This is a genomic window from Microbacterium sp. UBA1097 (genome assembly GCF_002313585.1).
Lineage (GTDB): Bacteria > Actinomycetota > Actinomycetes > Actinomycetales > Microbacteriaceae > Microbacterium.
On the sequence record NZ_DCBW01000049.1, the window covers coordinates 1 to 26139 of the forward strand.

The 26139-nt window shown below is 68.2% G+C and carries 27 protein-coding genes; 16 read left to right on the forward strand and 11 right to left on the reverse strand.

Features of this window, described 5'->3' with window-relative positions:
- The first annotated feature begins 75 nt into the window (after positions 1-75).
- A protein-coding gene (locus B4F19_RS12285) for an IS5 family transposase (protein ID WP_292735304.1) occupies positions 76-961 on the forward strand; the annotation gives its coding sequence in 2 pieces (ribosomal slippage) (positions 76-426 and positions 428-961; 885 coding nt in all).
- A gap of 175 nt (positions 962-1136) precedes the next feature.
- On the opposite strand, the gene B4F19_RS12290 is transcribed toward B4F19_RS12285, so the two are convergent.
- Entirely contained in the window at positions 1137-2309 is a 1173-nt protein-coding gene (locus B4F19_RS12290) for an IS701 family transposase (RefSeq protein ID WP_414683164.1), read from the reverse strand.
- A 154-nt stretch (positions 2310-2463) separates the two neighbouring features.
- Between B4F19_RS12290 and B4F19_RS12295 the strand changes: the two genes are divergently transcribed.
- The 13 genes from B4F19_RS12295 to B4F19_RS12355 all read left to right on the forward strand — a co-directional run bounded on the left by B4F19_RS12295 (position 2464) and on the right by B4F19_RS12355 (position 13133).
- Positions 2464-3300, forward strand: a complete 837-nt coding sequence (locus B4F19_RS12295) for an NAD(P)-binding domain-containing protein (protein WP_292735307.1) — start codon at positions 2464-2466, stop codon at positions 3298-3300.
- A 14-nt stretch (positions 3301-3314) separates the two neighbouring features.
- Complete coding sequence (locus tag B4F19_RS12300; protein ID WP_292735308.1) at positions 3315-4031, forward strand: copper resistance CopC family protein; 717 nt, start codon at positions 3315-3317, stop codon at positions 4029-4031.
- The gene (locus B4F19_RS12305; protein WP_071644221.1) at positions 4021-4539 is read left to right on the forward strand and encodes a signal peptidase II; all 519 of its coding nucleotides are present in this window, start codon (positions 4021-4023) and stop codon (positions 4537-4539) included. The genes B4F19_RS12300 and B4F19_RS12305 overlap by 11 nt, the downstream gene beginning before the upstream one ends.
- A complete protein-coding gene (locus B4F19_RS12310) occupies positions 4536-4871 on the forward strand; it encodes a DUF6804 family protein (RefSeq protein ID WP_292735315.1) in 336 nt (111 codons plus the stop codon). Before B4F19_RS12305 ends, B4F19_RS12310 begins: the two co-directional genes overlap by 4 nt.
- Positions 4868-5464: a TlpA family protein disulfide reductase gene (locus tag B4F19_RS12315; protein WP_292735318.1), complete on the forward strand. Its 597-nt coding sequence runs from the start codon at positions 4868-4870 to the stop codon at positions 5462-5464. Before B4F19_RS12310 ends, B4F19_RS12315 begins: the two co-directional genes overlap by 4 nt.
- Positions 5461-6225 carry a cytochrome c biogenesis CcdA family protein gene (locus tag B4F19_RS12320; RefSeq protein WP_292735321.1) on the forward strand — a complete coding sequence of 255 codons (765 nt, stop codon included), beginning with the start codon at positions 5461-5463 and terminating at the stop codon, positions 6223-6225. Before B4F19_RS12315 ends, B4F19_RS12320 begins: the two co-directional genes overlap by 4 nt.
- Positions 6206-7912: a cytochrome c biogenesis protein ResB gene (gene resB / locus B4F19_RS12325; protein WP_292735324.1), complete on the forward strand. Its 1707-nt coding sequence runs from the start codon at positions 6206-6208 to the stop codon at positions 7910-7912. Before B4F19_RS12320 ends, resB begins: the two co-directional genes overlap by 20 nt.
- The gene (locus B4F19_RS12330) at positions 7896-8135 is read left to right on the forward strand and encodes a zf-TFIIB domain-containing protein (RefSeq protein ID WP_071644158.1); all 240 of its coding nucleotides are present in this window, start codon (positions 7896-7898) and stop codon (positions 8133-8135) included. The genes resB and B4F19_RS12330 overlap by 17 nt, the downstream gene beginning before the upstream one ends.
- Positions 8136-8157: 22 nt before the next feature.
- Positions 8158-9096, forward strand: a complete 939-nt coding sequence (locus B4F19_RS12335) for a cytochrome c oxidase assembly protein (RefSeq protein ID WP_292735329.1) — start codon at positions 8158-8160, stop codon at positions 9094-9096.
- 3 nt (positions 9097-9099) lie between these two features.
- Positions 9100-10680 carry an apolipoprotein N-acyltransferase gene (lnt, locus tag B4F19_RS12340; protein WP_292735331.1) on the forward strand — a complete coding sequence of 527 codons (1581 nt, stop codon included), beginning with the start codon at positions 9100-9102 and terminating at the stop codon, positions 10678-10680.
- 11 nt (positions 10681-10691) lie between these two features.
- Positions 10692-11717, forward strand: a complete 1026-nt coding sequence (gene ccsB / locus B4F19_RS12345) for a c-type cytochrome biogenesis protein CcsB (RefSeq protein WP_292735334.1) — start codon at positions 10692-10694, stop codon at positions 11715-11717.
- A 75-nt stretch (positions 11718-11792) separates the two neighbouring features.
- Complete coding sequence (locus B4F19_RS12350; protein ID WP_292735337.1) at positions 11793-12695, forward strand: cytochrome c oxidase assembly protein; 903 nt, start codon at positions 11793-11795, stop codon at positions 12693-12695.
- A 60-nt stretch (positions 12696-12755) separates the two neighbouring features.
- Complete coding sequence (locus tag B4F19_RS12355) at positions 12756-13133, forward strand: hypothetical protein (protein WP_292735340.1); 378 nt, start codon at positions 12756-12758, stop codon at positions 13131-13133.
- A gap of 8 nt (positions 13134-13141) precedes the next feature.
- Here B4F19_RS12355 and B4F19_RS12360 read toward each other — a convergent pair whose 3' ends face one another.
- The 7 genes from B4F19_RS12360 to B4F19_RS12390 all read right to left on the reverse strand — a co-directional run bounded on the left by B4F19_RS12360 (position 13142) and on the right by B4F19_RS12390 (position 18300).
- Positions 13142-13663 carry a hypothetical protein gene (locus B4F19_RS12360; protein ID WP_292735343.1) on the reverse strand — a complete coding sequence of 174 codons (522 nt, stop codon included), beginning with the start codon at positions 13661-13663 and terminating at the stop codon, positions 13142-13144.
- A gap of 138 nt (positions 13664-13801) precedes the next feature.
- Positions 13802-14137 carry a metal-sensitive transcriptional regulator gene (locus B4F19_RS12365; RefSeq protein WP_292735346.1) on the reverse strand — a complete coding sequence of 112 codons (336 nt, stop codon included), beginning with the start codon at positions 14135-14137 and terminating at the stop codon, positions 13802-13804.
- 43 nt (positions 14138-14180) lie between these two features.
- The gene (locus B4F19_RS12370; RefSeq protein ID WP_349675957.1) at positions 14181-14471 is read right to left on the reverse strand and encodes a YHS domain-containing protein; all 291 of its coding nucleotides are present in this window, start codon (positions 14469-14471) and stop codon (positions 14181-14183) included.
- A gap of 47 nt (positions 14472-14518) precedes the next feature.
- Positions 14519-16792: a heavy metal translocating P-type ATPase gene (locus tag B4F19_RS12375; RefSeq protein WP_292735349.1), complete on the reverse strand. Its 2274-nt coding sequence runs from the start codon at positions 16790-16792 to the stop codon at positions 14519-14521.
- A 46-nt stretch (positions 16793-16838) separates the two neighbouring features.
- Positions 16839-17456: a YdhK family protein gene (locus B4F19_RS12380; RefSeq protein ID WP_292735351.1), complete on the reverse strand. Its 618-nt coding sequence runs from the start codon at positions 17454-17456 to the stop codon at positions 16839-16841.
- Positions 17456-17665 carry a heavy-metal-associated domain-containing protein gene (locus B4F19_RS12385; RefSeq protein WP_292735354.1) on the reverse strand — a complete coding sequence of 70 codons (210 nt, stop codon included), beginning with the start codon at positions 17663-17665 and terminating at the stop codon, positions 17456-17458. The genes B4F19_RS12380 and B4F19_RS12385 overlap by 1 nt, the downstream gene beginning before the upstream one ends.
- A 251-nt stretch (positions 17666-17916) precedes the next feature.
- Entirely contained in the window at positions 17917-18300 is a 384-nt protein-coding gene (locus tag B4F19_RS12390) for an ArsR/SmtB family transcription factor (RefSeq protein WP_292735414.1), read from the reverse strand.
- A gap of 176 nt (positions 18301-18476) precedes the next feature.
- On the opposite strand from B4F19_RS12390, the gene B4F19_RS12395 reads away from it, so the two are divergent.
- The gene (locus tag B4F19_RS12395; RefSeq protein WP_292735357.1) at positions 18477-19421 is read left to right on the forward strand and encodes a cation diffusion facilitator family transporter; all 945 of its coding nucleotides are present in this window, start codon (positions 18477-18479) and stop codon (positions 19419-19421) included.
- Between the two features lie 71 nt (positions 19422-19492).
- Complete coding sequence (locus B4F19_RS12400; protein ID WP_292735360.1) at positions 19493-21133, forward strand: acetolactate synthase large subunit; 1641 nt, start codon at positions 19493-19495, stop codon at positions 21131-21133.
- 349 nt (positions 21134-21482) lie between these two features.
- Here B4F19_RS12400 and B4F19_RS12405 read toward each other — a convergent pair whose 3' ends face one another.
- The 3 genes from B4F19_RS12405 to B4F19_RS12415 are packed head-to-tail and all read right to left on the reverse strand — an operon-like array spanning position 21483 to position 26054.
- Positions 21483-23774 (reverse strand): heavy metal translocating P-type ATPase, encoded by a 2292-nt coding sequence (locus B4F19_RS12405; RefSeq protein WP_292735363.1) that lies wholly within the window; start codon positions 23772-23774, stop codon positions 21483-21485.
- Positions 23771-25834, reverse strand: a complete 2064-nt coding sequence (locus B4F19_RS12410) for a cytochrome c oxidase assembly protein (RefSeq protein ID WP_292735365.1) — start codon at positions 25832-25834, stop codon at positions 23771-23773. Before B4F19_RS12410 ends, B4F19_RS12405 begins: the two co-directional genes overlap by 4 nt.
- Positions 25827-26054: a heavy-metal-associated domain-containing protein gene (locus B4F19_RS12415; RefSeq protein WP_292735368.1), complete on the reverse strand. Its 228-nt coding sequence runs from the start codon at positions 26052-26054 to the stop codon at positions 25827-25829. Before B4F19_RS12415 ends, B4F19_RS12410 begins: the two co-directional genes overlap by 8 nt.
- Positions 26055-26139 lie beyond the last annotated feature (85 nt).

Here is a 26139-nt window from a genome sequence, read left to right on the forward strand (position 1 = left end):
AAAACAACCTGCCTGGACATCACATCTAGGGCGTGTCTCATAAAGGCTGAGTGGTCTGGCTGAAACTCTGAAGGGGTGTCGCGTTTCCAGCTCCTCTCGGATGATCAGTGGGCGTTGATCGCGCCGTTCCTCCCGTCCCGGACGGGCCGCCAGGGTCGCCCGTTCTCGGACGCGAGGATGATCGTGGAGGGCATCATCTATCGGTATCGGTGCGGGATCGCGTGGCGCGATCTGCCGCGGGAGTTCGGCCCCTGGCAGACGGTGTGGCGATGGCATCGCAACCTCGCCGGCGACGGCACCTGGGACCGGATCCATCAGAGACTGCTCGCTGCGGCAGACCAGGACGGGAAGATCGGCTGGACGGTATCGGTGGACTCCACGATTGCTCGTGCGCATCAGCACGCGACCAACCTCACGCGCCTCACAGGGGGCTGGATCGAATTACACGAATCCGGCCGTCGAGCCGCCTGATCACGCGATCGGACGCTCCCGCGGCGGACTGTCGACGAAGATCCACCAGCTCGTCGACGACCACGGCCTCCCCCTGGTGATCGCGGTCGCACCCGGCCAGTCTGGCGACGCGCCCGCGTTGCTGCCGCTGTTGTCCAGGCTTCGGGTCGCGCGGCCGGTCGGGCGTCCGCGCACGCGCCCGGACGCGGTCCGTGGCGACAAGGCGTATTCCTCACGAGCGATCCGCAGTCACTTGCGCGACCGCGGCATCCGCGCCGTGATCCCGCAACCGCGCGACCAGCAGGCGCACCGGAAACGACGCGGGTCGCGCGGAGGGCGACCGCCTGGATTCGACGCGGTCGACTACAAGGGACGTAACGTCGTGGAGCGGCGCTTCTGCGACGTCAAGCAATGGCGGGGGCTGGCGACCCGCTACGACAAGCTCGCGGTTGTCTTCCGCGCCGCGGTGGTGCTCAACGCGGTGATCGCCTGGAGCCAACGATGTTTATGAGACACGCCCTAATACTACAGTCGCGTTTATGGCGTGTGTCCGCGGCGTAGATAATGGTGTCGTCGGGCGGTGTGTTGGTGTTTTCGGCGCCAGCGTGACCGGTGGAGCACTCGCGCGGGGTCGGCGGGCGCATTCAGCACGAGCGCGGCGATGAGGTGTCGGATCTCGGGCAGGCTCAGCTCGACGAGGTCTCCGTCTTTGTCTCCTCGAGCCCCCTTTTTGACCGGGTGACGGTGAGGAAGGCGTGGGCGAGCATGGAGAGCGTGATGTGCCGGTACCAGCCGGTGTACTGCCGGACTTGGTAGTGGTCCAGCCCGGTCTGCCCTTTCGCCGTTTGGAAGGTCTCCTCGATCGCCCATCTCGCGCCGGCGACGCGGACCAGCTCGCCCAAGGCGACGCGCTTGGGGCCGTGGCAGAGGTAGTACGCGAGCTCTGACGGGTCGGTGAGGCTGCGGCGGGCGAGGAGCCAGTACTCGGCATCCGGGTCGCGTTCCCCGTTGATCCGGGCGCGTGCCCACGCGTATCGGCGGTCGCCTTTCAAGCCCGCGCCGGCGGACCTGGTCCGCCACGCCGTGGCTGGGAGCTCGCCGATGAGCGCGTCGGCGCGGTACTCCTTCCCGAGGATCGACACGGTGGTCTTCGCGATCACCCGCTGGCTGGACGGCACGGCGAGCACGTACGACATCCCGCGATCCTCGAGCGCCTTGCGGAGCCGGTAGTACTGGCCGTAGACGGCGTCGCCAGTCACCCATGATGCGGGGACGTCGGCATCGATCGCGCGGGCCAGCATGCCCATCGCGAGCTCCGGCTTCGTCTGAAACCCGCGCTCCTTCGGGACACCGGCGCGGGCGCAGCGGGCACGGTCCTCGGTCCACGTCTTCGGCAGATACAGCTCCCGATCCAGGAACGTCCGGCCCGTGGGTGTCGAGTACGTCAGGAAGACGCCGACCTGCGCATTCTCGATCCGTCCCGCCGTGCCCGTGTACTGCCTGGCCACGCCCGCGGACCGGTCACCCTTCTTCAAGAACCCGGTCTCATCGACGATCAGGATTCCGGCACGGTCGCCGAGGTGCTCGACCACGTAGGAGCGGAGATCGTCACGGACCAGGTCGGGATCCCAGTCCGTGGTCGACAACAGCCGCTGCATCGGATCCGGCGTCACCTGACCGGCGTGCTCCGACAGCGTCCACGAGTTCTTCCGCTCCTGCTCCGACAGCAGCCCTCGCACATACGCGACAGCGTTCCGGCGCGGCTCCGAACGAGCGAACCGCGGCCCGATCAGACCAGCGACCTCATCCAGCTCCGCCGCCCACTCCCGCACATCCGCCACACCAATATCGTCACCCACCGCCAAGGGTTAACACGATCATCACCCACAACGGCGCCAACGCGCCGCACCACGCGAAATAAACGCGACTGTAGTACTAAGGCCACAGCAGGACTTCGTTGTCATCGACGGGGCGTCTCCAGGTCTGCGCAGCTGGACTTCTCGGTGGCATTCGATGGTGCTTCTCAGCGACGCCCGTCACAGCGCTCTGCCGAGCCTGCCCTTCCTGGGCGACCAACGGCGTCGGCCGCGTGTCGACGAGATGATCGAGTACCTGAGCTACGTCGAAGGCGATCTCGGCGTGAAGACCGTCTGGGGTGTGCGCGCGGCAGGCGTGGAGCGGCGCGGGTCCGGCTCGGTCCTGCACTTGTCGACCACGGAAGGTGAGGTGCAGACTCGCAACGTCGTGTGTGCGACCGGCGCATCCGCGCATCCGCGCATCCCGACATGGGTAGCGGATCTTCGGGTGCCCGGAGTCGTGTTGCATAGCAGCGAGTACTTGTATCCGCGTCAGGTACTTACGAGCGATGTGCTGATCGTCGGCGGCGGAAACAGCGGTGTTCAGTTGGCTCGCGAACTCGCGCCTTCGCACGCGGTGACCCTGGCTGTGCGCACGCCTCGCCGGCACCAGCCGGCAGCGCGCTACCTGCGCAGACAGTTCCTTGCTCGAGGTCCGCGACCGGAGCCGGTGTTCGAGGATAGCTACGAGCAGCTGCGTGACGCTGGGGTGAGGATCTGCCCTGCAGTGGCAAAGGCCGGGAAGAGCAGCGTCACCTTCGTCGACGGAACAGTGACGACTCCGAGCTCCGTGATCCTCGCCACCGGATTCGATCCCGGAGACGATTGGCTGCCGGACAGCGCCCGGATCGATCCTCCCCAGCGGGCCATGACCGGGATACCGGGCTTGTTCGTCGCCGGGATCCCCCAGTACGGCGGCAGGGGCTCCGACACCATCGCGGGGGTCTGGCGGGATGCCACGGCCATCGCCCGCCGCATCATCGAACGCCCGTGAAGAAAGCAGAACTCATGACATCCATCCGCCGCCGAAGGCTCTCGGCCTCTCGAACGTCGAGCAAGCGGCGCCGTGGTTTCGCCGCGTCCGCCAGCCTGTCTGCTCTGCTGGTCATCGGCGGAGCCGTTCTCGGCACGGCGAGTCCCGCCGCTGCTCACGATGAGCTGCTCTCCACCTACCCCGAGGCATCCGCGACCGTACCTGGCGCCCCGGCGGAGATCTCCCTCACCTTCACGGGCGAGCTACAGACGCTCGAGGGTGCCACGGTGATCGAGGTCATCGCAGAAGACGGCAGCAGCCTCGTCGACGGCGCTCCCGAGGTCCTCGAGGCGACGGTCACGCAGAACCTGTCCGACCAGCTGGTCGTCGGAGAGGTCACGGTGAGGTGGCGGGTGGTGTCCAGTGACGGACACCCGATCAGCGACGAGTACACGTTCACGGTGGAGACGACGGGGACGCCGACGAGCAGCCCCACGCCGACGAGCAGCCCATCCCCATCGGAGGAGAACACGGAGACCACGGCGCCGGCCGCGACGCCGACCGCCGAGTCCGGCTACGGCGACATCCACAGCCAACCGAGCACGGATCTCGATGCGCTTCCCATCCTGGTCGTCGCCGGGGGAGCGGCGCTCCTGGGCAGCGCAGCACTCCTGATGTTCATGGCCGGTCGCGATCGGCGCCGTCGGGATCGGGCGGCACAGCAGAAGAAGGAGAATGCCGATGAGTCCTAACCGGCCAAGACACCTCGCGGTCGCCGCCATTGTGGCGGCGGGGATCGTGGTGATCGATCAGGCCACGAAGGCGGCCGCACTCGCGACGTTGAGCGAGGAGACGCGGATCCCGCTCCTGGGCGACCTGTTCGGTCTCCAGCTCGCGTTCAATCCGGGGGCGATCCTCTCCCTCGGGTCCGGATTCACCGGTGTGCTCACCCTGGTCGGAGCGGGTGCGGTGGTCTGGCTGATCATCGCCGCGCTCCGTGCACGCACGGCTGGGCTCGCGGTGGCGTTCGGGTTCATCCTGGGCGGGGCGCTCGGGAACCTGATCGACCGGCTGTTCTCACCGCCCGGCTTCGGGGTCGGGCACGTCACCGACTTCCTCGCCTACGGGACCCTGTTCATCGGGAACCTCGCCGACGTCGCGCTCGGCATCGGCGTCATCCTCCTTCTCGGCATCACCTGGACCCGGCGGCGCAAGGTCGAGCTGGCTCCTTCGGCACGAGTGGAAGCAGGTGCCGCATGAGCGCGAAACAACGCACGCCGTCCACCTTCCAGCGCAACGCGCTCGCACCGGGGCTGCTCGCGGCAGCGGTGCTCTTCACCGCTCCGTTGTGGACCGGGGCCGGCCTGTTCCAGGTGGTGCTGTTCGTCACAGCGATCCTCGCGGCGATCGTGGCCTGGTTCGCGGGGCAGGCGCGCCAATGGTGGTGGATCCCGGTATTCGTCGCGGTCCTCGTACTGTGGAACCCGGTCGTGCCCTTCCCGTTCACGGGGCCGGTCTGGGCGGCGGCGCAGCCGGCCGCAGCCATCGTCTTCCTGGTCGCGGGGGCACTGATCAAGGTGCGTCGCACATGATCCGCCGGATGATCGCCGCAGCCACAGCAGTGCTCCTGGGCGTCGCCCTGACGGGGTGCTCCGCGAACGACTCCCTGGCGCAGCAATATCAGGAGGGGAACGAGAAGGGGTACATCGCCGGAGACTTCCGCGTCGTGGAGATCGCGGCGGGGGAGCGGGGCGACCCGGTCGTCTTCGAGGGCGTCACCGAGACCGGGGAGACGGTCTCCAGCGACGACTACCGCGGCGAGGTGCTGGTGGTGAACTTCTGGTACGCCGCCTGCGGGCCGTGCATCGTCGAAGCGCCGCTGCTCGAGGAGGTGTGGCAGGAGTACCAGGACCAGGGCGTGTCGTTCCTCGGAGTGAACACCTACGATCAGCCCGCCACGGCGCTCTCCTTCGCTCGGGACAACAACGTCACCTACCCCAGCGTGATCGACGTCAACGACGGCAAGGTCAAGCTGGCATTCGCGCAGGTCACCCCGATCCAGGCGACTCCGACAACGCTCGTGGTCGACAAGGAGGGGCGGGTCGCCGCGCGCATCATCGGGCAGCTGCAGAGCGCATCCATCCTGTCGACCCTCGTCCGCGACGCTCTCGGGGAATTGCCATGAACCCCGGCGATCTCGTCGCCGACGGGGCGCTGTGGGTCGCGATCCCCATCGCGGTCCTTGCGGGGCTGATCTCCTTCGTGTCCCCGTGCGTGCTGCCGCTGGTGCCCGGATACCTCGGATATCTGGGCGGCGCCTCGAGCGCCACCGCGGTCGGGGGCGCCTCGACCCGCACGGCGACGGCGGAGCGCACGCGGCTGCTGCTGGGAGTGACGCTTTTCATCGCCGGGTTCACCGTCGTGTTCGTCACCGTGACGATCCTGGGCGGAACGTTCGGGTTGTTGCTGCTGCAGTACGCGAACGTCCTGACCCGTGTGTTCGGCGTCGTGGTGATCATCCTCGGCCTGGTGTTCATCGGGTTCTTCGGCGTCGCGCAGCGCACCGTCCGTCCGCGCATGCAGTCCCGTGCCGGGCTGCTCGGCGCGCCGCTGCTCGGGTTCGCGCTCGGCGTCGGGTGGACACCGTGCATCGGCCCGACGCTCGCGGCGATCCTGTCGGTCTCCTGGAACCTCGGCGACCCGGCCCGTGCGGGCCTGCTGGGCCTGGCCTATTCGCTCGGGCTCGGTCTGCCCTTCCTCGTGCTCGCCCTCGGCTGGGGGTGGGCGTCCCGGTCGGTCGCGTTCCTGCGCCGCCACATCCGCACCCTGAACATCGTCGGCGGGGGAGTGCTCGTGCTCCTCGGCGTCCTGATGGTGACCGGGCTGTGGACCGCGCTGATGTCCGCCCTCCAGCAGGTGGTGATCAATGTCCCCCTCCCGCTCTGAGACCGCCACCGACGCGCCCGTCGACCCCCTGCGCCCCGACGACCACGCCGACGGCAACGATTCCGGTATCGCCCAGCCGGCGCTGGGGATCGTGGGATGGGCGAGATGGGCGTGGCGTCAGCTGACCAGCATGCGCACCGCTCTGCTGCTGTTGCTCCTGCTGGCAGTCGCCGCCGTGCCCGGATCGCTGTTCCCGCAGCGCAGCGCCGACCCCAACGGGGTGATCCAGTGGCAGCGTGACAACCCCGAGGCCTATCCCATCGTGGATGCCATCGGGCTGTTCGACGTATACCTGTCGCCGTGGTTCTCGGCGATCTACCTGCTGCTGTTCGCCTCGCTGATTGGATGCGTTACCCCGCGCACGAAGCACCACTACAAGGCCCTGCGATCCCAGCCGCCCCGCACGCCGGTGCGGCTGTCCCGGCTCGATGACTACGAGGAGCGCACCGTCCCGGCCGCCGACCCCGCGAGCCAGGCGCGAGAGGCCGTCGACGTCGCCGAGCGGCAGTTGCGCCGTGCCGGCTACCGGGTGCACCGCTACGACGGCCGCGGATGGCTCTCCGTGTCCGCCGAACGCGGGTACCTGCGCGAGACCGGCAATCTCGTCTTCCACACGGCGCTGATCGGCGTGCTCGTCTCGGTCGGTCTGGGAGGCGGGTTCTCCTACACGGGCCAGCGGGTCGTCGTCGAGGGCACCACCTTCGTCAACGCCCTCAGCGACTACTCCTCGTTCGACGCCGGCCGGTTCATCGACGGGACCGGTCTCGCCCCGTACTCGCTCACCCTCGACGAGTTCCAGGTCACGTATCAGCGGCCGGGCACGCCGGGGGCCGGGCAGGCAGGGGACTTCTCCGCCGACGTCACCGTCCGCATCCCCGGTGAGGAGGATCGGACCGAGAGCGTGATCGTGAACTATCCCATCTCCGTCGCCGGCGACCGCATCCACCTGCTCGGCAACGGCTACGCCCCCACGATCACCGTGCGCGACGCGGCTGGCGAGCTCGTGTACACCGAGTCGCAGCCGTTCCTCCCGCAGGACTCGAACATGACCTCCCTCGGGATCATCAAGATCCCCGACGGGCTGCCCGAGCAGGTCGGCCTGGTCGGGTTCTTCTACCCCACCGCGGGCGTGCTGGACTCCGGCGCCTACACCTCCATCTACGGCGACGTCGTCAACCCGCTGCTCACCTTCAACGTGTACAGCGGCGACCTCGGCATCGACGACGGAACCCCGCGATCGGTGTACACCCTCGAGACCGACGGCCTCACCCAGCACACCGGCGGTCAGACCGGAGTCGACTCCATCGAGCTGACGCCGGGGGAGACCGCGGAGCTGCCGAACGGATGGGGCACCGTCACCTGGGAGATCGCGTCGCCCGAGGATCCGGTCAAGCGATTCGCGTCGCTGCAGATCCAGCGCGACCCGACCGCCGGATGGGTGCTGGCCTTCTCGATCCTCGCGATGCTCGGCCTCTTCGCCGGGCTCTTCGTGCCCCGACGCCGCGTCTGGGTCAAAGCCCACCCGACCGACGAGGGCGTCCGCCTCGAGTACGCGGGACTGGCCCGCGGCGAAGACCCCACCCTCCGCAAAGCCGTCGTCGACATCGCCGACACCCACACGGAGGCGCTCACCGGCGTCTCCGACCCATCCCCAGAGAAGGAGAGAACCGATGAACTGCCCCGTTGACGGCACGACGCTCCTGGTCACCGACCGTTCCGGCGTCGAGATCGACTACTGCCCGCAATGCCGTGGCGTGTGGCTGGACCGCGGTGAGCTCGACAAGATCATCGACCGCTCATCCGGCTACCAGGCCCCGGACTACCCCGAAGACGAGCATCGCCGCTCCCGGCATGACCGCGGCGGCAAGAGACGACGCGAGGGCTTCCTCGGCGATCTCTTCGACTTCTGAGCCCGCCGACCGATGACACGCCATGAACGACTGGATTTCCGACACACCGCCGACGCTGGAGGCGTTCCTCACGCCGATCCTGCCGCCGGTTCCGGTGCTGCCGGTGCTCGGTCTGCTCATGGCCGTGATGTACCTGGCCGGCGCCATCCGGCTCTGGCGTCAGGGACGGCGGTGGTCGGTCGCCCGCACGGTGTGCTTCCTCCTCGGATGCATCGTCCTGGTCGCCGTGACCGGCCTGGCGGTCGAGGGATACGGGTACCTGCTGTTCTCGGTCTTCATGTTCCAGCAGCTCACCCTGATGATGGCCATCCCGCCGCTGCTCGTGCTCGGCTCCCCAGGCACACTGCTGCTGCGCGCCACCCCGCATCGCGGCCTCGGGCGAGTGATCCTCCGCCTCGCCCTGGCCGGGCTGCGCAGCCGCATCGCACGATGGGCGCTGAGCCCCTGGATCGCGATGCCGCTGTTCCTGATGTCCTTCTACGGCTTCTACCTTGGAGGTCTCGCCGACCCGATCCTGCAGACCCCTGGCGGGCATCCGCTGCTCGAGATCGCCTTCCTGGCAGCCGGCGTGCTATTCACAATCCCGATCCTGTCCAACGACCCGCTCCCGGTGCGGATGACGTACCCCGGCCGGGCGATGGACCTGTTCGCCGAAGCAGCTCTGCACGCGTTCTTCGGCGTGTTCCTGATGATGAGCCCGACGCTGTTCGTCGAGACCTTCGCCGGCCCCACGACGGCGCTGGGCATCGATCCGCTGGACGATCAGTGGCTCGCCGGCGCCCTGGCCTGGTCCTACGGAGAAGGCCCCACCGTGGTCATGCTCCTCTACGTCATGCACCGGTGGTTCCGTGATGACACCGCCCGTGCCGCCAAAGCCGACAAGTACGCCGACGCCCACGGCGATCCCGAGCTCGACGCCTACAACGCCTATCTCGATGCCCTCCGCAAGAAGGACACCTGACCGATGCACCCGACCTTGACACCAGCCGCGGCCGTCGCCACGCCCGCCGGCGGGGCGTCGTCCTCCCCGCCGAGCGGGCTTCCGCTCTGGGCAGCGGTCCCCGCCGCGATCATCGGAGGACTCGCCCTGAGCCTCGCCTCGCCGCCAGTCGGATGGTGGCCGCTGGCGCTGCTCAGCGTGACTCTGGCGCTGATCACCCTCGTCGGCCGGAGCATCGGCGGGGCACTGCTGGTCGGCGCCGCCTTCGGGGGAGTGTTCTTCTTCACCCACCTGATCTGGGTGGGGGAGTTCCTCGGCCCCCTCCCGTGGATCGCCCTCGCCGGCCTCGAGACAATCCTGTTCAGCACCGGCGCCGTCCTGATCACGCTCGCCTACCGGTGGACGGCGCGGTTCCCGCACCGGGGCACGGCGCAGCTGGTCGCGATTCCCCTCCTGGTGGCCGGCCTCTGGGCGGGCAGGGAGGTCGTTCTCGGCTCGTGGCCGTACACCGGGTTCCCCTGGGCGCGCATCGGGATGACGCTCGTCGACGGCCCGCTGTCCGAGGTCGCATCCTGGACGGGCGTGACGGGACTCTCCTTCCTCTTCGTTGCGATGTGCGCCGGCGTCGTGCAATGGGCACGCGCCGGCGGGCCGCGGTTCCTGCGTGGCGGCGTCTCCGCCCTGGCCGTGATGGTCCTCCTGCTTCTCGTCCCGCAGTTCCCGACATCGCCCGCGGGCACGCTCGAGGTCGGGTGGGTGCAGGGCAACGGCCCGGCGGCCTACTTCGACACCCGAGAACGCGGCGACGTGCTCGCCGCACAGGCGGAGGCGACCGCTCCGCTGCTCGGACAGCCGATGGATCTGCTGGCCTGGCCGGAAGGGGGAGTGGACTCCGATCCGCTCGCCGACCCCGCCACCGCCGCCACGCTCGACCGCATCGTCCGCCAAGCCGACGCTCCGCTGCTGATGAACGCCGCGACCGCACGAGGAGCGGACGTCTTCAACTCGTCCCTGCTCTGGACCCCGGAACCCGACGAACGCCAGCGGCACGACAAGATCAATCCCGTCCCGTTCGGGGAGTACGTGCCGGATCGCTGGCTGTACGAGATGATCGTCCCCGACCTGGTCGGGCTGATCCAGCGCGAGTACACCCCCGGCACCCTCCCGCCCCTGGTCACCGTCGACGACGTCGGGGTCGGCCTGGCGATCTGCTTCGACGTGATCTACGACCAGGTCATCTGGGACGGCGCCCGCGCGGGCGCGCAGCTGTACGTCTTCCAGACCAACAACGCCGACTTCCGCGGCACCGCCGAGAACCTGCAGCAGCTCGCCTTCGCCCGCATGCGCGCGATCGAGACCGGCCGCGCCGTCGTCAACATCTCCACGACCGGCACCAGCCAGGTGATCGCCCCCGACGGTACGACCATCGCCAGCATCCCCATCGACACCGCCGCCGCGGCGATCACCACCGTCCCACTGCGCACCGGCCTCACACCCGCCACGATCCTCGGCCCCTGGATCAGCGCGCTGATCCCGCTCGGGGCCATCGGAGCCCTGACCGCACTCGGGATCCTCCACCGCATCCGCAACCACTCGTCCGTATGAAGGAGCTCACCATGCCCGGAACAGAAACGCTCTCCCTCGATGGCCTCTCACTGCTACTGGTGTGGACGGCCATCGCCACCTACGCGCTGGCGTTCGTCGCCTACACCGTCGATCTCGCACAGCGTTCCGCACGCCCCGCCCCGGTTCGGGAGCAGCAGCGCGCACCGGTCCTCGTCGGCGCCGTCGACCAGGCGTCTCCGAGCGCTCCGGCCCCGCCCGACCAGGCGCACCCGGACGACATCCATGCTCCGCCCTCGCAGCGTCCCCGGCTGCTGTGGGCGAGGATCGGCACCGCGCTCACCGTGCTCGCCTTCCTCTTCCAGCTCGGCGGAACCGTCGCCCGCGGCATCGCCGCAGAGCGGGTGCCGTGGGCCAACATGTACGAGTTCGCTCTCACCGGGACGGTCCTGATCGTCGCCGTCTACCTCCTCGCCCTCCGCTGGTACGACCTGCGCTTCCTCGGCGCGTTCCTGGTGGGCATGATCGTCCTGCTGCTGGGCGGCGCCACGCTCAGCTTCTACGTCGAAGTCGTCCCGCTGATGGATCCGCTCAAGAGCATCTGGCTCGTCATCCACGTCTTCGTCGCCTCCCTCGCCACCGCCCTGTTCGCCCTCGCCTGTGGCCTCTCCGTCACTCAGCTGCTGCAATCCCGCCGTGAACGCCGCACCAGCGTCTCGCCCGATTCCGCAGGGCGCCGAGGCGGGTTCCTGCGCACGCTGCCCGCCGGCGAAGTCCTCGAGACGCTCGCCTACCGGTTCGTGATCGTCGGCTTCATGTTCTGGACGTTCACCCTGATCGCCGGAGCGATCTGGGCCAACGACTCCTGGGGACGCTACTGGGGCTTCGACACCAAAGAGGTCTGGACCTTCGTGATCTGGGTGCTCTACGCCGGCTACATCCACGCCCGCGCCACCCGCGGCTGGCGCGGCAACCGCTCCGCCTGGCTGTGCATCGTCGGATTCGCCGCCGTGCTGTTCAACTTCACGGTCGTCAACGTGTACTTCCCGGGCCTGCACTCCTACTCCGGCCTCACTTGACCCCGCGCTCCGGCCGCGCCATCGCCGCGGCCGGAGTCGCCGACGCATGATCGCCTCGATGAAGGGAAATCCGCCATGCCGCCGATCGACCAGTGGGTCGTGTTCGAGCCCCTCGCAGGCTCGCCGGTCGCCATCGCCGCCCTGCTGCTCGCGGCGCTGTACCTGCGAGGAGCGATCCGGATGTGGCGGCGCCGCCGCCGCTGGGCAATCGCCCGCACGGCATCGTTCCTGATCGGGTGTGCCCTGATCTTCGCCGTCACGACGTTCGGCGTCAACCGCCTCGCGACGGAGTCCATCACAGCCCTGGTCTTCCAGCAGATCACCCTGCTGACCGTCGTCCCGCCCCTCCTGATCGCCGGGTCACCGGGGCGGCTGCTCCTGCACAGCACACCGCACACCGGCCTCGGACGTCTCGTGCTCCGCGCAGCACACGCCGGACTCCGCTCACCGTTCTGGAGCGCCGCGCTGCACCCCGTGGTCGCCATCGTCACCGCGATGGTGCTGTACCCGGTCCTCTACCTGACCGACGCCATCAGCGTCGTCATGCGCGTCCCCTTCGGCCACGACGCCCTGCTCTTCATCGTCCTCGTCCTCGGCGTCGTCGCGGCGACACCCCTGTGGTCGTCCGACCCGCTGCCGCGTGTCCCTTCCTTCGCCGCGCGATTCGTCGACATCGCCGTCGAGATCCAGATCCACGCCGTGTTCGGCCTGATCCTGCTCCGCACCAGCACACCCCTGTTCAGCGCGTACGCCAACCCCGCCGGCGGCCATGACCCCATCCTGGACCAGGCGATAGCCGGCGCCCTGGTATGGACCTACGCGGAACTGCCGCTGTTCGTGGTGCTCATCGTCTGCCTCTCCCGCTGGCGTGCCCGCGAGGTGCGCACCTCGCGACAGCGGCAGAAGGTCGAGGACGCCGAGCTCGACTCCTACAACGAGTACCTCGCGAGCCTCTCCCGTGGACGGAATCGGAGCTAGCTCCCGGTGCGTCGCAACACTCCCAACATCTCTACTCGCTCACCCACCCCTGGAGGAAGAATGCCCCGTACAACGCTCGCCTTCGCCGCCGCTCTTATCGCCGTAGGAGTCATCTCCTATGCCACGACCGGCTTCACCAGCTGGACGGCGCTGATCCCCGCCTTCCTCGGATTGCTCATCGAAATCTGCGGGCTCATCGCACTCAAGAACCGCAAGATCGGCCTCTCGATCGGACTCGTGATCGCCGTCATAGGAGTCCTCGGCACCAGCATGAACGTCCTGAAACTCGGCGAGCTCATCGCCGGTGAAGCCGAGCGCCCGATGGCCGTGGTGGCCAGCACCGTGACGTTCGTCCTGCTCATCGTCTACATCATCCTCGGGGTCCGAGCGTTCATCACCGCACGGCGAGAGGACGAGGCCAACGCAACGACTGACTGAGCATCCTGTCAGCTATTTCGCACGACGGAAAGAACGATGCCGACAGGGATGCTGACAGCAAGGATTACCAACAGCAGCCGATAGGCAACGGTCCAGAGCGGTCCTCGCGGATGCACTCTATCGCCGGGCTGACGGTCTACAAGAAAGGCCAGCAGCACGGCGACGAGAAGCGCCGCAGATCCGATCCAGACCGCCATCACGGTCCTCGCGAGCGCGCCCACCATCACCGCGAGACCCCCCAGATTCCAGAGGCCGAACTGAACCCACCCCAGGGGGACTCCGGTGACTCCTTGGCCGCATCGGCGTGCGGCGCCCATGCTGTACTGCGCAACGCCGACGACGAGCACGAGATACGCGGCCAGCCAGCTGCCTCGAGCAAGTGCCAGCGGGCCAGTGACGGCTGCGACGATCCCTCCGGCCAAGACGGCTGCACCGCCGACGGCGCGCATCGCCGTCGCTACGGCCGCGTCACTGAGCGACGCGCTCGACGCGAGCGGCCAAGCGTCTTGATCTCCGGGTCGACTCGTCATAGCTGGTTCCCGCGTGCGTCACCATCCTGAATGCGGTAGCGGAATCGGCTGACCGGGATGCTGGTCAGCATCAGCACGACCTCCTCTTAACGGTATTTCCCCGCGCGCAGTCACTCGCGATTGGGAGATCGTGTCGCTCTACGATCGCACGAGTCGTGCGATTGCTTGTGACGCTTCGGCTAGTTTCTGCTCGGCTTCGGGGCCGCCGTTCTTAGCCGCGTCGAGGACGCAGTGCTTCATGTGGTCGTCGAGCAGGCCGAGCGCCACCGACTCGAGCGCCTTGGTCACGGCGGAGATCTGGGTGAGGATGTCAATGCAATACCGCTCGTCCGCCACCATGCGGTCGATACCCCGCACCTGCCCTTCGAGTCGGCTCAGCCGATTGCGGTACTTCTCCTTCTCGGAGATGTAGCCGTGGTGCGCGTGCGTCTCGCGATGGTCGTCGGCTGCCGGAACAGTGATTTGAGTAGTCATGGGCGTATCTCCAGTATCTCGGGTCCCCGGTCTGGGTCGGGGACTAGACCATGTTCGCTGCGTACTTGGCGGGGTCGACGTCGAACTTCTGGTCGCAGCCGGGGCAACAGAAGTAGTAGCGCTCACCTTCGTAGTCGCGAAAGAGACCGGCCTCGATGGCCTTCTTCTTGCTGACAGGTGAGCCGACCATGACCGGGCAGGTGGTCATGTCCTCGTCGGCCGCGGCGGCTCCGCCGCAGCAACTGCTTCCAGCGAGCAGGTTCTCGGGCGTCTCTGTTGCGGCCTTTGAGGCGGTGGTACTGCAGCAGCTGGTTGCGGCAGGGGTGTCGTTCATGATGTTGTTCTCCCTCTTCGATCGGGGTTGCGGTTGATTGGTTCGGATTAGTGCTTGGCGATGCTCGTGAATCCGCGGAGGCGGAGGCTGTTGCCGACGACGAATACGCTGGAGAAGGCCATCGCAGCTCCGGCGAGCATGGGGTTGAGCATGCCGAGCGCTGCGACGGGAATCGCGGCGACGTTGTAGGCGAAGGCCCAGAACAGGTTCGTCTTGATCGTGCCGAGGGTCTTCCGTGACAGACGGATCGCGTCGACCGCGCTGCGGAGGTCACCGCGCACGAGGGTGATGTCGGATGCCTCGATGGCGACATCCGTGCCGGTGCCCATGGCGAGTCCCAGGTCGGCCTGAGCGAGCGCGGGGGCGTCGTTGACGCCGTCGCCGACCATCGCGACCGTCTTGCCCTCGCCCTGGAGTCGGGCGATGACGTCGACCTTGTCCTGCGGCAGCACCTCGGCGATCACCTGATCGATGCCGACCTCGGCGGCGATCTGGCGCGCGACCGCCTCATTGTCGCCGGTGAGCAGCACGGGGGTGAGCCCGATCTGCTTCAACTGCGAGATCGCCTCGGCGCTGGTCGGCTTCACCGTGTCGGCGACGACGAGAATGCCGCGGGCCTGTCCGTCCCAGCCGACGGCGACGACCGTCTTCCCCTCGCTCTCGGCGGCGGCCTTCGCATCGGCGACGGCAGGACTCAGCTGCTGTGACCAGTCGGCCAAGAGCGACTCGCGACCGACGAGCACGGCGGTTCCGTCCACGACGCCCTGAACGCCCTTGCCCGGAACATTCGCGAAGCCCTCGACCGCTGGCAGCTGCCCGACCTCGGCCGTCGCGCCCTTGGCGATGGCCTGCGCGATCGGATGCTCGGATGCCTCCTCGAGGGCACCCGCGAGCCGCAGCAGGTCGGTCCGCTCGACGCCTGGTTCGGCGACCGCGTCGACGAGGGTCATCTTGCCGGTGGTCACGGTGCCGGTCTTGTCGAGCACCACGGTGTCGACCTTGCGGGTGGACTCCAGCACCTCTGGTCCCTTGATGAGGATGCCCATCTGCGCGCCGCGTCCGGTGCCGACCAGCAGCGCGGTCGGGGTCGCCAGGCCCAGGGCACAGGGGCACGCGATCACGAGGACCGCGACCGCGGCGGTGAATGCGGCTGCAGGCGGGAAGCCCGCCCCGAGCCATGCGCCGAGAGCCGCGACAGCGATGACGATCACGATCGGCACAAAGACGCCGGAGATGCGGTCAGCAAGACGCTGCACCTCCGCCTTGCCCGTCTGCGCGTCCTCCACGAGCTTGGCCATCTGCGCCAGCTGCGTATCCGATCCCACGCGGGTGGCGCGAACGACCAGCCGGCCGCCGGCGTTCACGGTGGCACCGGTCACGGGATCCCCCTCCGCCACCTCCACGGGCACCGACTCGCCGGTCAGCATCGAGGCGTCCACCGCCGAGGTGCCGGAGACCACCACGCCATCGGTCGCGATCTTCTCGCCCGGTCTGACGACGAACTCATCCCCCACCTGCAGCTCGGCGGTCGGGATCTTCACCTCGACCCGAGATCCATCAGGGCCGTCGCGCAGCACCGAGACCTCCTTCGCCCCGAGCTCGAGCAGCGCGCGCAGCGCAGCACCGGCCTGACGCTTGGAGCGCTTCTCGAAGTAGCGCCCGGCGAGGATGAACATCGTCACCCCGGCACCGACCTCGAGATAGATGTTGGCCGCCCCATCCGACGGCGCGATCGTGAACTCGAAGGGGTGGGTCATGCCCGGCGTACCAGCGGTACCGAACAGCAATGCGTACAGCGACCAGAGCAGCGCGACGGAGGTACCCATCGAGATGAGCGTGTCCATCGTCGCGGTGCCGTGCTTGAGGTTCGCCCACGCCGCCCGGTGGAAGGGCCACGCCGCCCAGATGATGACGGGTGCGGCCAACGCCAGGCTGATCCACTGCCAGTACGTGAACTGGAAAGCAGGAACCATCGCCATCGCGATCACCGGCACCGTGAGCACGATCGACCCGATCAGACGCTGCCGCAGTGACACGAGCTCGAGATCCGGCGCATCCCCATCGCCATCGGCTCCCGCCGCCGGACCCGGGTTCTTCGGCTTCGGCAGGGCCGCCGTGTATCCCGCGCCCTCCACCTCCTTGATCAGCAGTTGCGGGTCGAAGCCCTCAGGAGCGATGACCTTGGCCTTCTCGGTCGCATAGTTGACCGTCGCCTGCACACCGTCGAGCTTGTTCAGCTTCCGCTCGATCCGGTTCGCGCAGGACGCACAGGTCATCCCGCCGATCTCCAGCTCGATGTCAGGTCCAGCCGTGGTGCTCATCCTTCGTTCCTCGATCCTCTTCAATCCCGCGATCCGGCGACCTCGCTCAGTGCGCCGGCTGCATCTCGCTCTCGACGACCCACTTGTGGTTCGTCATCCGCATGCCGTCGGCATCGAGATCGACCATGTACACCGTCTCGTCGGTGGAGTAGTCGATCGCCGCATCCGCACCCTTCATGCCCGTCATGTGCTCAGCCAGCAGCACCGCCTGCGCCCCATCGGCGAGCGGCGCCCGGCCAGGATTCTCCAGCTCTTCGTGAACGACCCAGCGATGGTCAGTCACCGGCTCACCACCCGTGGTCGGCGTGTAGCTCACCGCATAGGCAGTCGTGGTGAACGCCCCGGAGACCGTCGCCTCTGCGCCATCCATGCCCGGCATGTGATCAGCCGACAGGATCACCCTGCTGCCCACCGGATAAGTCGGATCGATCGCGTCCTGGATTCCCGCCGGCGCTGGTCCGCCATCAGCCGGATGATCGTGCGCGGAGTGCCCGGACCCAGCCGCGTGGTCGCCGCTATCGGCACCGTGCTCATTCATGTCACTCCTCTCCGTCCAGGACTGGACGAAACTGTCGGGAACGATGACGCCGGCGAGGCCGTAGGCCGCGCCGAACGCCACCACCAACCCGCCTCCGAAGAGCGCGAGCCTCCCTGCCGCATTCATCAGACGCGCGCCGCCTGGTAGCCGGCCTCCTCGACGGCGGCGATCACCTTCGCGTCATCGACCTCGCCATCGGCGGTCACGACCAGCTTTCCGGTCTGAGCGCTCACCTGGATATCGGTGACGCCCGCGATCTCGCCGACCTCCTCGCGCACCGACTTCTCGCAGTGCCCGCAGGTCATCCCGGTCACCTGGTACTCATTCGCAGCCATCGTCGATCCTTCCCAGTAAGGATACCCGGTAGGGGTATCTAAACGATGCCAACAAGGATACCCCTACCGGGTATTCCCAAGTCAAGACGAAGCGCCCTGGGTGTCAGCATCGCTGTCAGTGAGTTTGGGCTGAAGCAAAGCGGTGCGATCCTATGTGGGACCGTTCGGCGAGCACCGGACACAGCTGCCAGGCGACAACGGCGTGCTCATGGTGGTGGGTCGTAGACGGCCGTGACGGAGGATGGCTCCGTCTACTCCTCGTAGTGTCGGGCCAGGGCGTCCGCCCCGTGGAGCGGGCACAGTGTCACGGCGTCGCCGGTCAGCGCGAGTAGACGTTCGGCCGCGGAGAGTAGATCGACAAGTGCCTCGGGGTTGTTGAGCGAGTAGACCGAGGCGCGGCCTTCCGGTCGGGATTCCACCATGCCGGCGTCCTTCAGGCAGGCGAGGTGCTTCGAGACGGTGCTCTGCGAGAGCCCGAGGTGTTTGACCAGGTCGACGACGCGGTGCTCGCCCAGCTGCAGGTGCTGCAGGATCACCAGTCGGGAGGGATCGCTGAAGCTGTGGAACAACGACGCAGCCGGGATCACCGCGTCGGCTTCCGCGACAACCCCGCCGGACTGTTCCTTGAATGTCATCGTCATATCTCGATGTTATCCCGAAGTGGCGCCGGATGGGGGCCGTCCGTGGTTGCCAAGGCCAACCTGACTTTCCGGGGGATGCCGGATGCGCTATTATCGTCGTTGAGCGATGATATCGTTGATATTCGTATTTTGTTCAGGTATCGAGATCCAAGAGAACGGAGTCCCCTCTGATGGGCGCAGGTCATGACCACGGACCGTCACTGGACCAAGCCGCCGGGCATCCAGGCGATTATCGCAAGAAGCTGGGGATCGCTTTCGGCATCACCGCGACGATCGTCGCCGCCCAGGCCGTCGGATCGGTGGTCACCGGCAGTCTCGCGCTGCTGACCGACACCGCGCATGCGATCACGGACGCGACCGGGCTGCTGGTCGCCCTGATCGCGGCGACCCTGATGCTCAGGCCGGCGACCTCGAAGCGGACCTGGGGGTTCCGGCGCATCGAGGTGCTCGCCGCGCTGGGGCAGGCGACGCTGCTGATCGTCGTCGGGTTTTACACCGCGATCGAGGGCGTGCGCCGCCTGTTCGAGCCGCCGGAGGTGCCCTCCACCGAACTGCTGATCTTCGGGATCATCGGGCTGGTCGCGAACATCATCGCCATCACGATCCTCTCCTCCAGCAGGGGCGCGAACTTCAACATGCGCGCGGCGTTCCTGGAGGTCCTCAACGACGCCCTCGGCTCACTCGGCGTGATCGTCGCGGCGATCGTGATCGCCACCACCGGGTTCCAGCAGGCGGACGCCATCGCCGGCCTGTTCATCGCGGCGCTGATCGTGCCGCGCGCGTTCAAGCTGATGCGCGAGACCACCAGCGTGCTGATGGAGTTCACGCCGAAGGGCCTCGATCTCGATCAGGTCCGCGCGCACATCCTGGAGCTCGACCACGTCACCGACGTCCACGACCTGCACGCCTCCACCGTGGCCACCGGGCTGCCGACGATCACCGCGCATGTGGTCGTCGAGGACGAGTGCTTCACCGACGGCCACGCCGCCGAGGTTCTGCACGACATCAGAGCCTGCGTCGCCGAGCACTTCGACGTCTCCGTCCGGCACTCGACCTTCCAGGTCGAGACCGCCCACCTCAGTGACGACGAGCCCGACTCCATCAGACATCCCTGACCGCAGCACCGCGCGATCGGCCGGGCGCGCCCGCCGACCGCCGCGGACGCCGGCACCATCGAAAGGCGACCATGGACCTGAGAGCGTCGGACGCGCTGGTCAGAGCACTCGAGAACGAGGGAGTGGAGCGGATCTTCGGGCTGCCGGGGGAGGAGAACCTGCACCTGGTCGAGTCCATCCGCCGCTCGGGCATCGAGCTGGTGCTGACGCGACACGAGCAGGCCGCGGCGTTCATGGCGGCGACGCACGGCCGCCTGACGGGACGCCCGGGGGTGTGCCTGACCACGCTCGGGCCGGGTGCGCTCAATCTGTCCACGGGCGCCGCTTACGCCCTGCTCGGGGGGATGCCGATGGTGATGATCACCGGGCAGAAGGGGATCCTCTCGGCCGCCCAGGCGCGGTTCCAGATCGTCGACACCGTCGCGGCGATGACACCGCTGACGAAGATGACCAGGCAGATCGCCTCGCCCGCGATGATCCCGACGATGATCCGTGAGGCGTTCCGCGTCGCCCAGGCCGAACGCCCCGGGCCGGTGCACCTCGAGCTCCCCGAGGACATCGCCGCGGCGCCGGTCGAGGAGATCCGCCTGATCCCGCCGCATCACACCGAGCAGCCGGTGGGATGCCCGGCCGCGATTGCGGCCGCCGCGGAGGTCGTCAGGGGCGCTGAGCGGCCCCTGATCATGCTCGGCGCGGATGCCGCCCGGCCGCGATGCTGTCACGCCCTGTCCGGTTTCGTCGCGCGGATGCAGATCCCGTACGTCACCACCCAGATGGGCAAGGGGACGGTCTCCGGGGCCACGGACCTGTACCTGGGGACCGCGGCGCTGACCGAGGACGACTACGTGCACGACGCGATCGAGCAGGCGGACGTGATCGTCACGATCGGCCACGACACGAGCGAGAAACCCCCGTTCGCGATGAGCGACCCGTCCAAGACGGTCATCCACATCGGATTCCGGCCCGCCGTCGTCGAGCAGGTGTACTTCCCGCAGCTGGAGGTGGTCGGCGACATCGAGCCCACCCTGCAGGCCCTCGGCGACCTCCTGGATGGCACCGTGCCCCACGCCCAGGCGCTGCTGCCGCTGCGGGAGGGGATCCTCGCGAAGATCGCCGAGCGTGCCACGGAGGACCGGTTCACGCCGCAGCGCATCGTGCACGAGGTGCGCCGGATCATGCCCCAGGACGGCATCGTCGCGCTCGACAACGGCATGTACAAGATCTGGTTCGCCCGCAACTACCGCACCACCGTGGCGAACACGCTGCTGCTGGACAACGCGCTGGCGACGATGGGCGCCGGGCTGCCCTCGGCCATGACCGCCGCGATGCTGTACCCGCAGCGCCGGGTGATGGCCGTCTGCGGCGACGGCGGGTTCATGATGAACAGCCAGGAGCTCGAGACCGCGGTGCGCCTCGGCCTGGACCTGGTCGTGATGATCATCGAGGACAGCGCCTACGGCATGATCCGCTGGAAGCAGGCGGCGGAGGAGCTGACCGACTACGGGATGACCTTCGGCAACCCGGACTTCGTCGCCTACGCGCAGGCGTACGGCGCGACCGGACACCGGGTCGACGACATCGCGGACCTCGGCGACGTGCTGGAGGGGGCCTTCTCAGCCCGTGGGGTGCACCTGGTCGTGGTGCCCATCGACTACACGGAGAACACCAGGGTGCTGATCGACGAGCTGCAGAACCGACGAACGGCGAACTGAGCACGGCGAGACGGGCACGATGCGAGAGAGCATCCCGACGGTAACGCAGGCGTCCCAGAACGCACACCGCTGAGCGGACATCCCTGACCGTGCCGGGGCCGGTGCCCGCCGGTGTCGCTGTGACCGTCACCACGCAGACAGGACCCGCCGAATCGCCCACCGACGAAGTGTCGTAGCCGGGTACGGCACCGCGTTGACCGCCGGCAGCGCCGTCCTCCTGACCGCCGCGATCCTCGCGCTGCTCACCCTCAGCGGCCGCACGACGACGGCCGCACGACAGGGCGGAGGGCTGACCCGGCGACGCTCGGTGACTGAGCAGGCAGCGGGACAGCGCCGGTGTGGGCGACTATCAGCCTCGGCGTGGCTGCGTGGACGCCGCGGAGTGCTCTCCGCGTCCGCTGCCCTGCACCCGCTGGATGCGGAGGCTGTTGTAGACGACGAGGACGGAGGACAGCGACATTGCGGCGGCGGCGATGAGTGGGTTGAGCAGGCCGGCGGCGGCGATGGGGATGGCAGCGACGTTGTAGCCGAACGCCCAGATCAGGTTGGTGCGGATCGTCCGGAGGGTTCTGCGGGAGATCGTGAGCGCGTCGGGGACGACCAGGAGATCCTCGCGGACCAGGATGATGTCGGCCGCTTTGAGCGCGATGTCAGTTCCGGCGACGAGGGCGAGGCCAAGGTCGGCAGTGGCCAGTGCGGTGGCGTCGTTGATCCCGTCGCCGACCATGGCCACGCGCCTTCCCTGCGCCTGCAGGTCGCGGATGACGTCTGCTTTCGTCGTGGGCATAACGCCGGCGTGCACCTGGTCGATGCTGAGCGTGTCGGCGATCTGTCTGCCCGCAGCTGGGGAGTCCCCAGTGAGCAGGACGGTGTGGAGCCCTTGGGAGCGAAGGGCGGTGATGGTCTCGGCGGCGTAGGGCTTGAGGGTGTCGGCGAGCTGGAACGCACCGATCAGCTCTCCGTCGCGAGCGACGAGCACGACCGTGCGCCCGTTCTCGGCTGCGGCGCCCAGGTCTGTGTCCGCCCGGGTGATGTCGATGCCGCGCGTGCGGAGCAGCTCGGCGTTGCCGATGAGCACGCGGGCCGCGGCGATGTCCGCCTCGGCGCCGAGGCCGGGGAGTGCGGTGAATGTCTCGAGGGGGAGCAGGTCGGTGACGTGACGGGTCGCGGCGTTCTCGATGGCGCGGGCGATGGCGTGCTCGGATCCTCGTTCCACGGAGGCGGCGATCCGCCACAGCTCGTGCTCGGGGACGCCGTAGGCGGTGGCGGATTCGACGGACATCCGGCCGGTGGTGAGCGTGCCGGTCTTGTCGAGGACGACCGTGTCGACGCGGCCGGATGCTTCGAGCGCGTCGTGGCCCTTGATGAGGATGCCCAGGGACGCGGCGCGACCGATGCCGACCATGAGCGCGGTCGGCGTGGCCAGCCCCAGGGCGCAGGGGCAGGCGATGATGAGCACGCTGATGCCGATCCCGAACGCCTGCTGCAGCGGTGTGCCGGCCAGCGCCCATGCGGTGGCGACGATCACGGCGAGGACGATGACGACGGGCACGAACCAGGTCACCACGCGGTCGACGAGAGTCTGGACGCGGGCCTTGCGAGCCTGCGCCTGGTCGGTCAGCGCGGCCATCTGGGCGAGCCGGGTGTGCGCGCCGACCGCGGTGGCGGTGATCTCGAGGCGTCCGTCGGTGCTGATGGTCCCGCCGGTGACGTCGTCGCCAGCGGCGACCGCGGCGGGGAGGGGCTCGCCGGTCATCATGCTGGCGTCGACGGCGGCGGTCCCACCGCGGACGATGCCGTCGGCGGGGATGGTCTCACCGGGGAGGACGATGAAGACGTCTCCGGTTCGGAGCGTGCCCGCGGGCTCGATGGTCTCGACGCTGTCGCGGAGGACGCGGACGTGGGTCGCGGCGAGGGCGTTGAGGGCGCCGAGGACGTCGCCGGCCTTGCGGCGCGAGCGGGTCTCGAAGTAGCGGCCGGCGAGCTGGAAGGTGGTCATCCCGGCGGCGACATCGAGGTAGATCGAGTTCGCCCCGGCGGGCGTGAGGCCGAAGCCCAGCCAGTACCCGCCCTGGTCGTCGCCGAGGCCGAACAGCAGCGTCGCCACGGCCCATCCGAACGAGGCGGCGATACCGAGGGACACGAGCGTATCCATGCTGACCATGCCGTGTCGGAGGTTGCGGAGCGTGGCCCGATGGAAGGGCCAGGCGGCCCAGGTCACGATCGGCAGCGCGAGCAGCACGCAGACCCATTCCCATCCCGGGAACCGCCAGCCCGGAACGAGGGCGAGCACGATCGTGAGGTCCATCAGCGGCACGGTGAGCAGCGCGGCGAGCACCAGGCGGCGACGCAGCGAGGTGATCCGGTTCTCGGTGGCGCGTGCGGACCAGGTGTCGTCGGCGCCTTCGCGGACATGCGCCCCGTATCCGGCGTTCTCAACCTGCTGGATGGCGCGCGGCGCCTCGGTCAGCGGCAGGCCGGTGATCACCGCGCGTTCGGTGGCGTAGTTGACGGTCGCGGTCACCCCCTCGAGCTTGTTCAGGGCCCGCTCGACGCGGCCGGCGCAGGCCGCGCACGTCATCCCGGAGACGTCGAGCTCGAGCGCCTCGACGACTGGTGCCGCAGTGGGGGTGAGGGTCATGGTGCGGGATCCTCCGGGCGGGGCTGCTCGGGTCGCGCGGTTGCCGTGTCGCGGTCGCTGAGACGTTGCAGCATCCGGTTGTAGACGTCGAACTCGTCATCGCGACCGGTGTCGAGATGACGGTCCTTGCGGCGGGCCTCCCGAGCGTCCTGCCGTCCCCACTGGATCGCGAGGATCGTGATCACGATCATCAGGGGAATCTCCCCGCCCGCCCACGCGACCCCGCCAGCGAAGTATTGCTGCGCGGGCAGGTCTGCCCAGGGGAGCGCGAGGTTGAGGTAGAAGTCCTCGGCGATGATGAAGTTCCCGGTCATCAGGATGACGCCGAAGAACGCGTGGAAGGGCATCGCGGCGAGCACGTAGCCGAGCTTGCCGATGTGCGGCAGCGGCCGGGGAGGACGGTCCACGCCGATCACGAGGCTGTAGTACAAGTAGCCGATGACGAGGAAGTGCACGTTCATCATCTGGTGCGCCCAGTGGAACCGCATCAGGGTGTCGAAGATGCCGGTGAAGTACAGCCCGTAGTACGAACCGACGAACAGCACGAACACCAGCAACGGGTTGTAGAGGAACTTCAGCACCGGCCAGTTGAGCACCCAGGTGAGCCAGTCATGCCAGCCGGCCGGGGCGCCGCGGACCGAGCGAGTCGCGCGCAGCAAGAGCGTGACCACACCGCCGAGGACGAGGAGGGCGGGGGCGAGCATGTTCAGCGACATATGCACGATCATGTGCACCCCGAAGTCGGGAGCAGAGTACTTCCCGAAGCCGGAGCTGGTCGCGAACACGACGACCGCCCACCCGGAGATCCACGCGATCGTGCGCCCGACCGGCCAGGAGTCGCCGCGTCGACGCAGCGCCCGCACGGCAAGGAGGTAGACCGTGACCGCCGTGGCCGCGAGACCGAGGAACAGCAGATTCGGGCGCCACTGCGTGAACAGAACCACGGGAGTCGGCGCATCGGGCACGTCGAACCCCATGAAGACCTTCGTGATGCTGGACGGGGCGAAATACTGCGGCGGCGGCTGCCGGGTCATCGCCACCGCGACCCCGAGCCATCCCGCGACCGCCAAGGCCATGACCGTCATCAGCACGGTGATGTGATGAGCGCGCAGGAGCGAGCGCCGCATCAGCGACCACGCCCACAGCACCGCCGCGACAACGACGATCAGACAGGTGGCCCCGGCGATGATCAGCCACCCCGTCAACGAGGCGGTCACGACGCCACCGGAGAGCTTGAACAGGGCGATGATCAGATCGGAGACCAGCAGCACCGGCAGGGCGACCACGGCGACGGCGAACAGCCGCCGCAGCGTGACCGGTGCGATACGCCGACCCGAGGCTACCCGCAGCGCCGCCACGACCACCGACCCGAAGAACACGTTCACAGCCAGCGTCTGGAACACCGCCGCGTCGCCGCCGAAATCATGATCCGGGCCGACGAGCACCTGGCCGGTCACAACCGGCGCGAGCACCGCCACGATCGCCGCCCACAGCGGGATCAGCATCGCGGTCCAGCGGTCGGCGAAGTACGCGCCGAAGAAAACGATCATCGCCGCACCGAGACTGATCGTCCAGGCCCGCGGCGCATCGCTGGTCTGATACAGGAACTCGAACGCTCCAGGGATCATCAGCCGCGCAAGAGGAGAACCGCTCGCATCAAGAGACTCGAACACCACCATGCCGGCCGCGCACACCGCCCAGACGGCAGAGGACACGCGCAACACCTTGATCTCGAACCCCTCCGGGATCGACCATGCCGATCGCGCGGCCGCGTCCCGAAGGAACAGGATGTGCACGAGCGCCCCGATCGCGATCATGCTGCTGGCCTGGCCCACGACGTTCAGCACCGACGTGACGACGGCGACATCCACGCCCGGATAACCCAGATGGATCTGGTCAAAGGGTCGTTCGCCAAGCAGAACCGAGACGGTCACCGGCACCGCGACCGCGAGGACCAGGAAGCCGACGAGGAGGAGAGCAGCAAGACCCCGACGGACGGACGGCTGGGGTCGAGAACGCTCCGGAGTCGCAGCGGCGCCCTCGACGGCGAGGTCAGACATCAGCGCCGACGGGAAAGGACCTCAGCTCGAAACCGGCATCCTCCACCGCCCGCTGCACGGCCGTGCGCGTCACGGGGCTGTCGCTGACCAGCTGCACGCGACCCGAGGCGCTCTCGACCTGCACGCGGGTGACTCCGCGGAGGGTCGTGAGCTCAGCCGTGATGGCACTCTCGCAGTGCGAGCAGGTCATCCCGTTCACCCAGAACTCAAGCTCCGCCACTGCGCACCCTTCCCGCGACAATCCACGCAACTCTACATCATGTAGTTGTGGAGATTACGGGGGTCGAGCCCCGCTTACTCACTGT

Excerpts from the sequence above, each read along its gene's own strand:
- resB (WP_292735324.1), top strand. The coding sequence starts at position 6,206 with ATGTCCCCCTCCCGCTCTGAGACCGCCACCGACGCGCCCGTCGACCCC.
- B4F19_RS12305 (WP_071644221.1), top strand. The coding sequence starts at position 4,021 with ATGAGTCCTAACCGGCCAAGACACCTCGCGGTCGCCGCCATTGTGGCG.
- B4F19_RS12360 (WP_292735343.1), bottom strand. The coding sequence starts at position 13,663 with ATGACGAGTCGACCCGGAGATCAAGACGCTTGGCCGCTCGCGTCGAGC.
- B4F19_RS12395 (WP_292735357.1), top strand. The coding sequence starts at position 18,477 with ATGGGCGCAGGTCATGACCACGGACCGTCACTGGACCAAGCCGCCGGG.
- B4F19_RS12300 (WP_292735308.1), top strand. The coding sequence starts at position 3,315 with ATGACATCCATCCGCCGCCGAAGGCTCTCGGCCTCTCGAACGTCGAGC.
- B4F19_RS12405 (WP_292735363.1), bottom strand. The coding sequence starts at position 23,774 with ATGACCCTCACCCCCACTGCGGCACCAGTCGTCGAGGCGCTCGAGCTC.
- B4F19_RS12365 (WP_292735346.1), bottom strand. The coding sequence starts at position 14,137 with ATGACTACTCAAATCACTGTTCCGGCAGCCGACGACCATCGCGAGACG.
- lnt (WP_292735331.1), top strand. The coding sequence starts at position 9,100 with ATGCACCCGACCTTGACACCAGCCGCGGCCGTCGCCACGCCCGCCGGC.
- B4F19_RS12400 (WP_292735360.1), top strand. The coding sequence starts at position 19,493 with ATGGACCTGAGAGCGTCGGACGCGCTGGTCAGAGCACTCGAGAACGAG.
- B4F19_RS12335 (WP_292735329.1), top strand. The coding sequence starts at position 8,158 with ATGAACGACTGGATTTCCGACACACCGCCGACGCTGGAGGCGTTCCTC.
- B4F19_RS12350 (WP_292735337.1), top strand. The coding sequence starts at position 11,793 with ATGCCGCCGATCGACCAGTGGGTCGTGTTCGAGCCCCTCGCAGGCTCG.
- B4F19_RS12295 (WP_292735307.1), top strand. The coding sequence starts at position 2,464 with ATGGTGCTTCTCAGCGACGCCCGTCACAGCGCTCTGCCGAGCCTGCCC.
- B4F19_RS12330 (WP_071644158.1), top strand. The coding sequence starts at position 7,896 with ATGAACTGCCCCGTTGACGGCACGACGCTCCTGGTCACCGACCGTTCC.
- ccsB (WP_292735334.1), top strand. The coding sequence starts at position 10,692 with ATGCCCGGAACAGAAACGCTCTCCCTCGATGGCCTCTCACTGCTACTG.
- B4F19_RS12375 (WP_292735349.1), bottom strand. The coding sequence starts at position 16,792 with ATGAGCACCACGGCTGGACCTGACATCGAGCTGGAGATCGGCGGGATG.
- B4F19_RS12385 (WP_292735354.1), bottom strand. The coding sequence starts at position 17,665 with ATGGCTGCGAATGAGTACCAGGTGACCGGGATGACCTGCGGGCACTGC.
- B4F19_RS12410 (WP_292735365.1), bottom strand. The coding sequence starts at position 25,834 with ATGTCTGACCTCGCCGTCGAGGGCGCCGCTGCGACTCCGGAGCGTTCT.
- B4F19_RS12390 (WP_292735414.1), bottom strand. The coding sequence starts at position 18,300 with ATGACATTCAAGGAACAGTCCGGCGGGGTTGTCGCGGAAGCCGACGCG.
- B4F19_RS12370 (WP_349675957.1), bottom strand. The coding sequence starts at position 14,471 with ATGAACGACACCCCTGCCGCAACCAGCTGCTGCAGTACCACCGCCTCA.
- B4F19_RS12310 (WP_292735315.1), top strand. The coding sequence starts at position 4,536 with ATGAGCGCGAAACAACGCACGCCGTCCACCTTCCAGCGCAACGCGCTC.
- B4F19_RS12320 (WP_292735321.1), top strand. The coding sequence starts at position 5,461 with ATGAACCCCGGCGATCTCGTCGCCGACGGGGCGCTGTGGGTCGCGATC.
- B4F19_RS12355 (WP_292735340.1), top strand. The coding sequence starts at position 12,756 with ATGCCCCGTACAACGCTCGCCTTCGCCGCCGCTCTTATCGCCGTAGGA.
- B4F19_RS12380 (WP_292735351.1), bottom strand. The coding sequence starts at position 17,456 with ATGAATGCGGCAGGGAGGCTCGCGCTCTTCGGAGGCGGGTTGGTGGTG.
- B4F19_RS12315 (WP_292735318.1), top strand. The coding sequence starts at position 4,868 with ATGATCCGCCGGATGATCGCCGCAGCCACAGCAGTGCTCCTGGGCGTC.